Origin of the sequence: Martelella alba, from assembly GCF_006516955.1 — a bacterium.
Taxonomy (GTDB): Bacteria; Pseudomonadota; Alphaproteobacteria; order Rhizobiales; family Rhizobiaceae; genus Martelella; species Martelella alba.
This window is the reverse complement of record NZ_VHLG01000004.1, coordinates 170,994-183,963: the sequence shown is the minus strand read 5'-3', so window position 1 is coordinate 183,963 and position 12,970 is coordinate 170,994. Positions and strand designations below refer to the sequence as shown.

Sequence of the window (12,970 nt, the reverse complement as noted above, 5' to 3'; positions counted from 1 at the left end):
ATACTGAAAACGTGCGCATGTATAAAGACCTGTGTCCAAGAATGCGACTCTTTCAAGATGACCCGGCTATGTTTTCGCGTGACAATGGCACAAGCGGCAGTCTATTCGAAGGCCGGAAACAAATAAAAACACACCTTTGGCGGCATTTCAGGCGCGGCCATCGCGGGCGGGAGCGAATCATCCATGCAGATCAAGGCCTATAGTCTGTTGACGATAACCACGCTTTTGTGGGCGGGCAATCTGGTTGCGGGCAAGCTTGCTGTCGGTCATGTGTCTCCGATGATGCTCAATGCATCGCGCTGGGCGATCGCGGCCATTGCCGTCACGATTTTCTCACTGCCTCAAATCCGCCGGGACTGGTCTGTCATCCGTGCCAACTGGTTGCTGCTGCTGGCTTATGGCGCGATCGGCTTTTCGGCTTTCAACGCATTTCTCTATTCCGCGCTGAAACATACCGGCGCCATCAATGGCGCTGTTGATCAGGCGGGCATTCCACTGATGATCTTTCTGCTCAATTTTGCGCTGTTCAGAATCAAAGCCAGCGTCGCACAGCTTTTTGGCTTCTTCTTGACCCTTGTCGGCGTCGTTATCGCCGTAACCCACGGACAGCCAGCCGACCTTGCCCGCCTCACCATCAACTTCGGGGATTTTCTGATGGTGATGGCTGTCCTGTGCTATTCGCTTTACACCGTCTCGCTGCGGTGGAAACCGAAGCTGAACTGGCGATCCATGATGATGGCTTGTTGCTCCGGCGCTTTCCTTGCTGCCCTGCCCATGGTTTTCATCGAAGCCAGAAGCGGTGAACTGCAGGTGCCGACGGATATGGTCGGCATTCTCGCCGTCATCTATACCGGGCTGCTGCCGTCGCTGGTTTCTCAGGCGCTTTTCATTCGCGGTGTGGAATTGATCGGTCCCAACCGCGCCGGCCTGTTTATCAACCTGATTCCCGTCTTTGGTATTCTTTTGGCTGTTTTCCTGCTTGGTGAAGAGCTGCAACTCTTTCATATTGTTGCGCTTGCCCTTGCAATTACAGGTATTGCAATTGCCGAGAAAGGTAAGCCAAAGGAGGCGTGACAGGCTTTTTTTTGATTTTGGTAGCGCTGTCTGTCATTGAGACCTGAATTTCGGGTACTAATTTGTTCACTCACCGTATATGAGCGAACTATGAACAAAGGTTTCAGTTGATGATTTCGGTGCCGGCATTGAACGGGCCAGATGTTGCAGGCATTTGCCAGTCGCGTCGGAATACAGGAGTATTGGTTTGAACCATATATCGTTGCCTGGATGTATGTCTGACATGTTCGTCTTGGGAGGCCGATGGTGAAGGCGAGAGTGCAGTTCTGGCGCTGGGCCGCTCTTTTAGGCTTTGTTTTTGCTGTGTTATTTTCAGCTGCGACATTTTGGCGTGAATTTGAGGATATCCTGTCCCCGGATGCGTCCGAGCCGATTTACGGTACGGCCCTTCTTTCGGGGCCGCTTGCTTTTGCACCGTCGTCCCGCTCCAAGAAGGCGGTGTTGCAACGCTGCTACAACGTATTGCAGCGCCGGTCCGGCTATGCCGCAACCGAGGAGCAGGTCAATCAGCTCGCTGCGAACTGCGTTCAGACGGCTGCAGCGATTGACGATGTTATGCCCTCGATGAGTTTTGCCCGGTTCGTTGGCTCCTATGCTGCTATGATTGAGGGCAATGTCGAGTTGTCCAACGCGTTGTTGAGCGAAGCTTTTGCACTTGGTCCCAACGAGGGCTGGCTGGCAAACCAACGGCTTTGGTTCGTGGAAACCTATCGTGATCAGATGTCGCAGGAGAACCTTGCCTTGGAAGACAAGGATATTGCGCTTCTTGCAAGTACCTACAATGGCAGCAATATGCTGGCGCGCCGCTATGTCGCCAACGAAGCATTCCGGGCGCGCGCGGTGGATATTGTCGAAACGCTTACGCAGACAGAACAGAGGCGTTTTCTCACTCGTGTCAGGGTCCTTGCAAAAGAGCAATCCGGTCAATGACTGGGGATGGCAGAGCTTGTAGATATGGGGCAGGAAAAATCGAAAATCGCACATGAGTAAGAGAAAATCCAAACCAAGCCGTCAGGCGCGGTCCGTGTTGAACAACCGGACACTTTTCTTTTTGGCTGTGCTGCTGCTGGTTACGCCGCTCATGCTGGGCGGGAACCGCCCGGCAGTATGGGCGCTGGATGCCACCGTAGTCTTCGGGTGGATGGTGCTCTACGTGTGGCGCGTCATGCGCTATGACATAACACCACGTGTACTGCCGTCACAATTCCCGTTGATTGCGGGGCTTTTCTTCGCCTTCGCGGCCTACTGTCTGGTTCAGGTCATGCCTGTGTTCTCTTTTTTGTCGAACAACATACTGGCCTTTCCTTCCGGTTATGGCGGCGGCGACACAATTTCCGTTGCCCCGGGGGATACCTTTCTGGCGCTCCTGCGCTGGCTGACATATGGCTCCGTCTTTTATCTGGTGCTGCAGATTGCGGCCAATCCGGGGCGCTCGGCATTCTTCACCAGGGTTCTGTTTGCCATTATCGTCGCCCACGCCGTTTATGGCCTGCTTTTGCGGTTCCAGTTCGGCGACAAGATCCTTTTCGTACATAAATGGGCCTATACCGGATCGGTGACAGGCGGTTTCGTCAATCGAAATTCTTTTGCCACCTTCCTGGCCTTTGGCGTCCCGCTGGGAGCCGCGCTTATCGGAACGCGGGTGTCCAAATATCGGCGCGATGGCGGACGCAAGCTGATTGATCTGCTGACCGCGCGCGACGGGGTCATCCTATATGTTGTGGGCCTTCTTCTGGTCGTTATGGCTCTCGTCGCGACGGAGTCGCGCATGGGCAATATCGCGGCCTTTTTGGGCGGTATCGTGACCTGTGCAATCATGGCGGCCAATTTCAGATCTGCTGTCACGACACGCAGTATCGTTGGTCTTCTTGCTGTTCTGCTGGCCGCCTTTGGTCTCGTGGTCGCGTTTTACGGCTCTTCACTTGTGGACCGCTTCAGTTATGACACCGCCTCGATCTCCGTTGCAGTTCGCGCGGCGCTTTATGAACAGACATGGCGAATGTTCATGGATCGTCCGCTGCTCGGCTTCGGTGGCAATGGCTTCGAATTTGCCTTTCCGCTGTTCCATCAGGATGCGTTGTCGGCAGACTATCTCTGGGATCTTGCCCACTCCACCTATCTGGCGCTGTGGAGTGAATATGGGTTGATTTTCGGGTCCATGCCGCTGGTCATCGTGGCACTTGTCTTCTGGCGTATTCTCCGATCTGACTTCTCTCTGGCCGAAGATCCTTCTGGTAGTATTGCTGCCATTGGCGTCATCGTAACGGCGGCTGTTCATTCGACTGTCGATTTCAGTCTCGAAATGGAGGGTGTTACCTTGCTGTTCGTGGCGATTCTTGCCAATGGTATTGGCGAAACACGATTGCCGCGTGAGCGCGACGCGACGGCGGAGGCTAAAGAATCCTGAATATGCAGTTTCTGGGCAAGTTGTTCAAAAAGAAGCCGGAGCAGATTGCTGGCAGGCGCCATATGGTCTTTGATAAAGTGCCGGCTGCGATTTTCGCCATCGGTGATGTTCACGGCTGCATTGATCTTGCCCGTCAGATGGAAGCTGAAATTGCTCACGCAGCGCAGAATATTGCCGGTGAAACCTGGATTGTCTATCTCGGGGACTATGTCGATCGCGGGCACGCAAGTGCACAGATGATCGACTTCCTGATGGCGCGACAGCAGGCGGGGTTGCGCAGATTGTGTCTGGCCGGTAATCATGAAGAGCAGATGCTCTCTTTCATGCGGCGGCCGGCGAGTGATCATCACTGGCTTAATTTCGGTGGTGAAGAGACGCTTAAATCCTATGGTGTTCAGGATATGCAGCGTGCGCGGAAGCATCTTGATACTGTTGTTGCCAGCCATATTCCGGAAGAACATGTCGATTTTCTTGAGGGGCTGCCATCGATGATCAGGTTTCCCGGTCTGTGTTTCGTGCATGCCGGCCTGAAACATGGCGTTGCGCTCGAAGATCAGGTCGATGCCGATCTCCTGTGGATCCGGCCGGATCGCGAGGAAGCCGAACATGGTGGTCCCGTGACGGATGGGCCTGTCGTTGTCCATGGGCATACGCCTGTCAAGCAGGTGGAGCGGATCGGCAATCGCATTAACCTGGATACCGGTGCCTATTTTTCCGGTCGCCTTTCCTGTCTGAAACTTTCTTACGGCAAGCCCGATGCCGTGCTGGAGGTTGGTGGCAGTGGTTCTTGATAAGAGTTTACTCCGCATCGGATTCTGGTATTGAATGTTGCTTATGTAAATTTTTTCCAGAATTATCCTGTCATTACCTTTTCGAAACGTTGAGTGCATTATGGATAATGAAATTGATATTCGCAGCTTGGTAGCCATGATCAGGCGGCAGATCTGGCTCATCCTGTCAGTGGTCATTGGCATAACGGTAATCACTTCAGCCGCTGTTTACTCAATTACACCTAAGTATTCGGCGACCGCACTTGTTTTTGTCGATACGAGTTCGAAGAATCTGCTGGATCCGCAGACCTCTTACAGTGCTGCATCGGGTGATAATGCCAGGGTTGAATCCGAGGTTAAGATCCTCTCCTCGAATAGTGTGCTCCTGCAGGTAATCAATGATCAGAACCTTGTTCAGGATCCGGAGTTCGGTGTTCATATCTCCCTTATGCAAAGGGTTTTGAGCAAGCTCCACCTGTCAGACGCCAGTTCCGTTCAGGGCCCCGACGCCCTGTCCAAGGTTCTCAACCGTTTCAAGACGGCCGTTTCTGTCAGCCGAAGCGGGTTGACCTATCTGATTTCGGTGACCGTCACGTCAACGGATCCGCAAAAGGCTGCGACGCTGGCCGATGCTGTGGTCGATGCCTATATCAAGCAGCAGGTGCAGGCCAAGATTTCTTCGGTCGTTGCCGCACGTGACATTATCCAGTCCCGTGTATCGACGGCTAGCCAGGCCGTTGTTGAAGCCGAGAAAAAGCTTGATAACTATATTCTCGACAACATTGACAGCCTGCAGGATGAGACGGGCTCTTCCGATCTTGCTGCCCTGCGCGATCAGCTCAATACCCTTTCAAAGCAGAGCAGTGACGACCAGTCGCGTCTGGAAATCATTAACCGCAGTCTTGGCACCAGTGATTTTTCGACGCTTGTTGCTTCGCTGCAGACGGAGGCGGCTTCGGCGCTTCAGGGTCAGTGGCAGCAGGTCAATGCCGAGCTTGGCGATGCTCCGCAAAACAGTTCACGCGCCGTTGATTTGCGGGCTGAGCTGGCCAAGATCGAGAATTCGCTGAAGGAACAGGCGCAAAATACCGCGAGTGATCTTCGCAATCAGATCAGCGTCCAGCAAACGCAATCGGAAGATCTGCGTTCGCAATTGCGCAGTTCCGTGCTGCAGAGTGACCTGCCGCCCGAAGTCCTGACGGAAATTTACGGCCTCCGCCAGTCGGCTGATATCGCCCGTACGCAATATCAGAACCTGCTGTCGCGTCAGCAGGAACTCGACAACCTTTCGTCGCTGCAGATCGCCGACAGCCGCATTGTTTCGCGGGCGATGATCCCGGCCGGCCCATCCTATCCCAACAAGCAGCTTATCTTTGCTGCTGCTCTGCTGCTGTCGTTCGGTATTGGTCTGGGGCTTGCCTTCATTCGTGAACACTATGTTGGCGGGTTTACCACCGAGGAGCAGGTGGAATCGGTTCTTCACCTGCCGCTGGCGACACTTACACCGCGTGAGAATTCCTCTGCGGGCAATGAAGATATGAAGGATGGCTCTGGCGGACGGACATCGCTCGCCAATCTGGTGGTTGAATCGCCGCTGTCGACTTTTGCCGAATCGATCCGGCGTGTGCGCGTCGCGATTGAACAGGCACAATATAACAAACGCAAGGCCGCACTCGCTGCCGGCCAGCCGACGGATCATGAAGACGGTCTTGGGACCATTGTCATGATGACGTCGGCTGTTCCTGGTGAAGGCAAGTCGACCATGTCGCTTTCTCTGGCACGGACCTATGCGATTTCGGGCAAGAAGACGCTTCTGATCGATTGCGACCTGCGCAAACCGAGTGTGCACCGTTACCTTGGCATGGAACCCAGCTCTGGTCTTGTCGATTTCCTGCGTGGCTCCTCGGCGGGATCTTCGCTTGCCAATCTCACGGTCACTGATCCGTTGACGGGGCTGACAGTGCTGCTTGGCAGCCGCCGGACCGACTTTGCCACCGATGAGCTCTTCATGGGCGAGCGTATCGCCAAGCTGCTCGAAAGCGCGCGTCGCCACTTTGACTTCATCATTCTTGATACGCCGCCGATTGAGCCGGTTGTCGACGGGCTGTATCTTGCCCGTTTCGCCGATGTCGTTGGATATGTCATCAAGTGGGCCAGCACCTCGCAGCAGAGCGCACGCCGTTCCACCAATGCGCTGCGGGCCAATATGAAGGATGACGGCTCGCTACTGGCGATCATGAATCAGCTGGAACGGACCAATCTGTTTGGCAACTACTATTACTATTATTCCGGCTATTATTCCGACTGATTGCTGGCGCCACAACGAAAACAGCAAAAAAGCCGCGGCGATTTCACGCCGCGGCTTTTTCATATGATCGATCGGGCTGAGGCTCAGGCCTCTTCCTCGCGCACGGCGCGCAACGCGCGTGCATTGGCCAGGACCTGCTTTTGAACCGCTTCCTGCACCTTCTCAAAAGCCCGGACCTCAATCTGGCGGACGCGTTCGCGGCTGATCGAGAATTCGGCGGAAAGCTCCTCAAGCGTTTCCGGGTTCTCACTCAGACGGCGAGCGGTGAAAATGCGTTTTTCGCGATCATTCAGCACATTCATCGCCTCAACCAGCATCTGCCGGCGGGTGTCGTGCTCGTCCTGATCTATCAGCATCTGCTCCTGGCTGTCGCTATCATCGACAAGCCAGTCCTGCCATTGCCCGGCATCGCCTTCGGAAGCGCGGATCGGCGCATTGAGCGAGGCGTCGCCGGAGAGGCGGCGGTTCATGGAGACCACTTCCTCCTCGCTCACATTGAGCTTGGTTGCAATCTCGCTGACCTGTTCGGGCTTCAGATCGCCATCTTCAATGGCCTGGATCTTGCCCTTCAGGCGGCGCAGGTTGAAGAACAGGCGCTTCTGATTGGCGGTGGTACCCATTTTCACCAGAGACCAGGAGCGCAGGATATATTCCTGAATGGAGGCCTTGATCCACCACATGGCGTAGGTTGCGAGGCGGAAGCCGCGTTCAGGATCGAATTTCTTCACCGCCTGCATCAGGCCGACATTGCCTTCGGAAACCACTTCGCCGATCGGCAGGCCATAGCCGCGATACCCCATGGCGATCTTGGCAACGAGCCTCAGGTGACTGGTGACAAGCTTGTGGGCAGCCTTGCGGTCATCATGTTCCTGAAACCGCTTGGCGAGCATGTACTCTTCCTGCGGTTCCAGCATGGGAAATTTACGGATTTCTTCGAGATAACGATTAAGGCCATTCTCGCCGGCACGGATGCTGGGAATAATATTGTTAGCCATGCAGAGACCCCTGTATGTTGAACCCCTATTTTCAAACGGAATGATTGAAGCTTCAGCAGGTTCCAAGGTTAGGCGCGTTCATGCGAACCGCGCGAAGGGAAATTCAGATATGGTGTCGCCGCTTCAATCTTTCAAGAGGCTCAGCTGGCGGTCCGGGCCTGCCTGAAAGCCTCACAAAGGGTTTCCATATCGGGTGGCAGCGGGGCTTCGAAGTGGATTGTCTCACCGGTTGCGGGATGTTCGAAGGCCAGCAGATAGGCGTGGAGCGCCTGGCGCGGAAATGCCGTCACCGCGATACGGGCCTCATCATCGAGCTTGTTGGCCTTGGTTTTGTAGCCGGCACCATAGGCCTGATCGCCGATCAACGGGTGACCGATATGGGCCATGTGGACGCGGATCTGATGGGTGCGCCCTGTCTCCAGCCGGCATTCAACCAGGCTTGCCGTGGCGGTTCCATCCGCCTTTTCACCGAAGCGCTCAACGACTGTGTAATGCGTGATGGCGAAATCGGCATCGGCGCTTTCAGCGGATTTGACGGCGCGGCGCACGCGGTCGCCACTGCGCCCGAGCGGTGCGTCGATCGTGCCGGTCAGGGTTTTCGGACGGCCCCAGACAAGTGCCAGATAGGCGCGCTCCAGCGGTCCGGTGCGGCCGTGATCGGCAAATTGCGCAGACAGCGACTGGTGGGCGCGGTCATTCTTGGCGACAACCATGACGCCCGTCGTATCCTTGTCGAGCCGGTGCACAATGCCGGGCCGTCTCACACCGCCGATGCCGGACAGCGTGTTGCCGCAATGATGGAGCAGGGCGTTGACCAGCGTTCCCGTCCAATTGCCAGCCCCTGGATGCACGACCAGCCCGGCCTGCTTGTTGAGTACGATCAGGTCGTCGTCTTCATACAGGATGTCGAGCGGAATATTTTCCGGCAAGGGGGTCGGGTCTTCCGGCTCCGGCACATCCAGCGCAACGGTTTCGCCCGGCTTCAGCTTGCGTGAGGGGTTGGTGCACACCGCGCCGTTGATGGTCACGGCCTGTTTGACGATCATGGCCTTGATCCGGCTGCGCGATACGGCGTCGCCCATCTGGCGGGAAAGAAACGTGTCAAGCCGCTCTTTCCCGTCTTCTTCGACGAGAAAGTCTTTTCTATTGGGCTCGGCTTGTTTAAAGGGGGCTTTATCCGTCATTTCTTTTCTGGACCTGACATTGAGGAACTGGCGCTTTTACGGCAAACAAGGCTCAAGGGCAATTGACTATGGCACATGATCGCAACGACGCCGAGGATGAAAAGCCGCTCGACCCGGCACTCGATATCGTTCGTCGCAAGATGTTGAGACTGCAGATTATCTCTGCCGTGATCATGATTGTCAGTCTGTTCGCGGTTTTTGGTGCCATCATTTACAAGATCTCCTCGCGCGCGGATGACACGGCTCCGGCCGGTCATGCGCTTGCCGTGCCTTCGGGGGCGCCGCTGGAATTTGTTGCACCACTGCCGGATGGTTTCAAGGTTGAGCAGGTTTCCTATGGTGATGGCTCCGTTACCTTTTTCGGTACCCGTGCCGATGGCAGGCAGGCCGTTTATATTTTCGATCTGACGACCGGCCGCATGGCGGCAACGGTTTCCATTCCCTGACGCCGTCATGCCTTTCGAGACGATTACGGATCCGGATGACGAGAGGGTTGCGCCGTTCCGTGCCATCCGCGAACGGGATCTTGTCGGCCGGCGCGGTCATTTCATTGTCGAAGGCACGGTGGTTCTTCGCGTCCTGTCTCAGGTTCATGGCCGGGTCTTTCGGGCAGACCGCATTCTGGTTCTGGAAAACCGTCTTTCCGGCATTTCCGATATTCTTGCGGACTTTCCGGCCGATGTACCCGTTTATGTCTGCGATGCAGGCGTGATGAATGCCATTGCCGGTTTCGATATGCATCGCGGTGTTCTGGCTCTTGGAACACGATCAGCCACCGCTGACCCCGTGCAGCTTGTTGAAAGCCTGCCTGAGGACGCGCTTGTCGCGGTGGCAATCGGTCTTTCCAATCATGACAATGCCGGAAGCCTGTTTCGCAATGCGACGGCCTTTGGCGCTGATGCCGTGCTGCTGGATGAAACGTCCTGCGATCCGCTTTATCGCAAGAGCCTGAGGGTTTCCGTCGGTTCGGTACTGAGGATGCCGTGGATAAGGGCTGGAAACGGGCAGAACCTGCTGACAATGCTGGCGGAGGCCGGTTTTCAGATCCTCACCCTGTCACCTGCCGGGGAAACGACGATTGATCACCTTCAGCCGTCAAGGCGTACAGCGCTGGTTCTCGGTACGGAAGGTGATGGACTGCCGGCTGCAATCATGCAGCGTTTCAGCCCTGTGCGTATTGCCCAGTCGCCGGAGCTTGACAGTCTCAACGTGTCCATGGCGGCGGGGATTGCACTGTATGAGCTGGCCTTGAAAAAGCAGCGTATCGGCTGAGATGCCCGTAGCGGCGCGTCAGCGCTCAAGGGCGGCGATCAGTTCTGCGGCCCGCGCGGCCAGGCTTTTCCGGTCGCCATGAGAGGCAGCCGTTTCAAGGGTCTTGGCAAGTGCTGGATCGGCCCCTTCGATCAGCCATGTATGGGCAATCATCAGTGCGCCAAGCTCGGCCAACCCCTGTCGCAGGGCATCGTCGTCCCGGCTGTCTCGCGCTTGGGCGATCGACAGGCGAAGGGCGCGGCTGCGCCCTTCGATTTCCTGTTTCAATGCATCGTCTCTGGTTTTGCGCATGGGAACTCGCGGTCAGAAGGGGTTCCAGGTCGGTTTCTGGGTCAGTTTCAGATAGCCGACATTGACGCCAAGCCGGGCGCCGACACCGGAGCGAACCGGAACCAGAATGATATTGCCGAACTTGTAAACCTGCATCGAAAAACCGGCGACGACATAGGCCGAGCCGGAAACGCCGCCGAAACGGTGGTAGATTTCGCTCACGGCCGGCAGGTTATAGACCAGCATCATCACGCGCGAGCCGTCTCCGCCATAATCGAAGCCGAAGGAGGGGCCCTGCCAAAAGACCTGGTGCTGGCCGACATTCTTGGTGTTGAGCGTGCCCTCGCCATAGGTCAGGCCGGCAATAAAGGCGCCGGAGCCTTCCTTGCCGAGAACATAACCATTTGGCAAGCCATATTTGGAAAAGGCGTTCTGAAGCGCGGTGGCAAGGCCAGCGCTGGCTTCACCGAAGAAATTGCTGCCTGCGGCAACGATTTCGTCAGCCGAGTAGCTGTTGCTCTGCTGCGGTTGGGGTTGAGCCTGCTGGGCGAAGGCCGCTCCGGACGGCGCAACGCAAAGGGCAAGAAAAAGCGCGATCATCGTGATCGGCTTTAGGATCGGGGATGGGGTTGCGCGCATGGCAGTTCCATTCTTTTCATGATCGGGCATTGCGATTTCTCGCGAATCTGACAAGCGTGTGCTCGAACTTCATTGTGACAACCACCTCTTAACAATGGATTTACCAAATGTGGTGTTTTTCAGAGTGTGGCGCCACAAAGGGCTCGACAGCGACCGGATGGTTCCGGCAGCTGGACCGCAGGTGAGAAACCGAAAGGAATACATGATGGCAAGGAACCCCAATCTGACGCTGAGCGGGCCCGATCTGGCTGCATTGCTGGCGAGCCGCATCTGCCATGATGTCGTTAACCCGATCGGTGCGGCTGGAAACGGGCTGGAGCTGCTTGATGAAGGGGGCATGGATGAGGAAGCGTTGAGCCTTATCCGCCAGAGCACGCACAGTGCCGCCACGCATCTCAAATTTGCCCGCCTCGCTTTCGGCGCATCCGGCACGATTGCTGCCCCGCTGGATACCGGTGAGGCCGAGCGTGCAGCATGCGATCTGGTGGCGCTCAACAAACGCCTTGTCATTGAATGGACGGGACCTCACGCCAATGCGGACAAGGATCGGGTGAAGCTCATTCTCAATCTGTTGCTTGTCGCCATGGCAACGATCCCGCGCGGCGGCACGATCGAGGTGACGCTGCAATCAGTCGATGCGCCCTTCCATTTTTCCATTCGCGCGCGCGGTGGCCACATTCAGCCGCCCTCCGAATTTGCCCGCATTCATTCCGGCGTGATGGATCAGCCCGTCACCTCGCATAATGTGCAGCCCTATTACACGGCACTTCTTGCCGAGTTGACCGGCACGGATATCCGTTTCACCCTGAATGAGGGTGAGGTGCTGTTTGAGGGCAAAACTGCCGGCTAAGGTGATTTCAGCTGAAATGTGCGGGCAGTCGCCCGCTCTGGCTGCTGACAAAGTCATTCAGCTTGTCTGTTTGGGGTGAAATAGCCATCGCCTCCGTCGTCATCCCCGTGCTTGTCACGGGGATCCATATTCTTAAGAATTTGAATAAGCAGGTTCTTTCGCCGCGCGGACGCGCGTCGGCTGGATGCCTGTGACAAGCACAGGCATGACGTTAGAGAAGGGGACAGGGTTTGTCAGCAATCTGTGCGGGCAGTCGCCCGCTGTTTCACATTTCCCGCTTCTGTACCTTGCCCGAAAAGCTGGCGTCCTCTTTTCGGGCGCGGCGCCGGTCATCCGCGAAGGAAACCGATAGGCCTGACATTGCCGCCGCCGGGGCGGTAGGAAGAAGGCCGTGTCAGCACAAAGGCAAAGAGCGCCGGAAGCCGGCTGGCTCGCGACGCTCTTTGCCTGAAGCCCTCAAAAGTGACCGGTCAGGCGCGCTTTTGAATGTCCTGCTGTTCAGGATCGCGCAGCACATAGCCGCGTCCCCAAACCGTTTCGATGAAATTGGTGCCGCCAGCAGCATTGGCCAGCTTCTTGCGCAGCTTGCAGATGAAGACGTCGATGATCTTCAGCTCGGGTTCGTCCATGCCGCCATAGAGGTGGTTGAGGAACATTTCCTTGGTCAGCGTCGTGCCCTTGCGCAGCGAGAGCAGTTCCAGCATCTGATATTCCTTGCCGGTCAGATGCACGCGCTGGCCGCCGACTTCCACAGTCTTGGCATCGACATTGACCGTCAGATCGCCGGTGGTGATCACCGACTGGGCATGGCCCTTGGAACGACGCACGATTGCATGAATGCGCGCGACCAGTTCTTCCTTGTGGAACGGCTTGGTCAGATAATCGTCTGCACCCGAGCCGAAGCCGCGCACCTTGTCATCCGTACCGGACATGCCGGAGAGGATGAGGATTGGCGTTGCGATCTTGGCAACGCGAAGGGCTTTAAGAACCTCATAACCAGACATATCCGGAAGGTTGAGATCCAGAAGGATGATGTCGTAATCATAGATCTTGCCGAGGTCGACACCCTCCTCGCCGAGATCCGTCGTATAGACGTTGAAATTTTCGCTCTTGAGCATCAGCTCAATGCTTTGAGCCGTAGCGCTGTCGTCTTCGATTAAAAGAACCCGCATGTCTTTCCCCTTAAACCGCCGCTATTAAA

General features: G+C 56.2%; 13 protein-coding genes. 8 read left to right on the top strand and 5 right to left on the bottom strand.

Going from position 1 to position 12,970, the window contains the following annotated elements:
• The first annotated feature begins 183 nt into the window (after nt 1-183).
• The 5 genes from FJU08_RS09570 to FJU08_RS09550 all read left to right on the top strand — a co-directional run bounded on the left by FJU08_RS09570 (nt 184) and on the right by FJU08_RS09550 (nt 6,559).
• Complete coding sequence (locus tag FJU08_RS09570) at nt 184-1,074, top strand: DMT family transporter (protein ID WP_141148778.1); 891 nt, start codon at nt 184-186, stop codon at nt 1,072-1,074.
• A gap of 258 nt (nt 1,075-1,332) precedes the next feature.
• On the top strand, nt 1,333-2,004 hold the full coding sequence (locus FJU08_RS09565) for a hypothetical protein (RefSeq protein ID WP_141148777.1): 672 nt from the start codon (nt 1,333-1,335) through the stop codon (nt 2,002-2,004).
• 52 nt (nt 2,005-2,056) lie between these two features.
• Nucleotides 2,057-3,481: an O-antigen ligase family protein gene (locus tag FJU08_RS09560; protein ID WP_141148776.1), complete on the top strand. Its 1,425-nt coding sequence runs from the start codon at nt 2,057-2,059 to the stop codon at nt 3,479-3,481.
• A gap of 62 nt (nt 3,482-3,543) precedes the next feature.
• Nucleotides 3,544-4,272, top strand: a complete 729-nt coding sequence (locus FJU08_RS09555) for a metallophosphoesterase (protein WP_181409796.1) — start codon at nt 3,544-3,546, stop codon at nt 4,270-4,272.
• A 100-nt stretch (nt 4,273-4,372) separates the two neighbouring features.
• On the top strand, nt 4,373-6,559 hold the full coding sequence (locus FJU08_RS09550; RefSeq protein WP_141148774.1) for a GumC family protein: 2,187 nt from the start codon (nt 4,373-4,375) through the stop codon (nt 6,557-6,559).
• Between the two features lie 83 nt (nt 6,560-6,642).
• Here FJU08_RS09550 and rpoH read toward each other — a convergent pair whose 3' ends face one another.
• Together rpoH and FJU08_RS09540 are read right to left on the bottom strand one after the other, a co-directional pair.
• Complete coding sequence (gene rpoH, locus FJU08_RS09545) at nt 6,643-7,554, bottom strand: RNA polymerase sigma factor RpoH (RefSeq protein ID WP_141148773.1); 912 nt, start codon at nt 7,552-7,554, stop codon at nt 6,643-6,645.
• A 140-nt stretch (nt 7,555-7,694) separates the two neighbouring features.
• Nucleotides 7,695-8,738, bottom strand: a complete 1,044-nt coding sequence (locus FJU08_RS09540; RefSeq protein WP_141148772.1) for an RluA family pseudouridine synthase — start codon at nt 8,736-8,738, stop codon at nt 7,695-7,697.
• Between the two features lie 68 nt (nt 8,739-8,806).
• Here FJU08_RS09540 and FJU08_RS09535 point away from each other — a divergent pair, with 68 nt between their 5' ends.
• Nucleotides 8,807-9,184: a hypothetical protein gene (locus FJU08_RS09535; RefSeq protein ID WP_141148771.1), complete on the top strand. Its 378-nt coding sequence runs from the start codon at nt 8,807-8,809 to the stop codon at nt 9,182-9,184.
• Between the two features lie 7 nt (nt 9,185-9,191).
• Nucleotides 9,192-10,010 carry a TrmH family RNA methyltransferase gene (locus FJU08_RS09530; RefSeq protein ID WP_141148770.1) on the top strand — a complete coding sequence of 273 codons (819 nt, stop codon included), beginning with the start codon at nt 9,192-9,194 and terminating at the stop codon, nt 10,008-10,010.
• An 18-nt stretch (nt 10,011-10,028) separates the two neighbouring features.
• Here FJU08_RS09530 and FJU08_RS09525 read toward each other — a convergent pair whose 3' ends face one another.
• Together FJU08_RS09525 and FJU08_RS09520 are read right to left on the bottom strand one after the other, a co-directional pair.
• The gene (locus FJU08_RS09525) at nt 10,029-10,301 is read right to left on the bottom strand and encodes a hypothetical protein (protein WP_141148769.1); all 273 of its coding nucleotides are present in this window, start codon (nt 10,299-10,301) and stop codon (nt 10,029-10,031) included.
• A gap of 12 nt (nt 10,302-10,313) precedes the next feature.
• Complete coding sequence (locus FJU08_RS09520; protein ID WP_407943696.1) at nt 10,314-10,949, bottom strand: DUF1134 domain-containing protein; 636 nt, start codon at nt 10,947-10,949, stop codon at nt 10,314-10,316.
• A gap of 175 nt (nt 10,950-11,124) precedes the next feature.
• Between FJU08_RS09520 and FJU08_RS09515 the strand changes: the two genes are divergently transcribed.
• Complete coding sequence (locus tag FJU08_RS09515; protein ID WP_141148768.1) at nt 11,125-11,769, top strand: histidine phosphotransferase family protein; 645 nt, start codon at nt 11,125-11,127, stop codon at nt 11,767-11,769.
• Between the two features lie 470 nt (nt 11,770-12,239).
• On the opposite strand, the gene ctrA is transcribed toward FJU08_RS09515, so the two are convergent.
• On the bottom strand, nt 12,240-12,941 hold the full coding sequence (ctrA, locus tag FJU08_RS09510; RefSeq protein WP_141148767.1) for a response regulator transcription factor CtrA: 702 nt from the start codon (nt 12,939-12,941) through the stop codon (nt 12,240-12,242).
• Between the last annotated feature and the right edge of the window lie 29 nt (nt 12,942-12,970).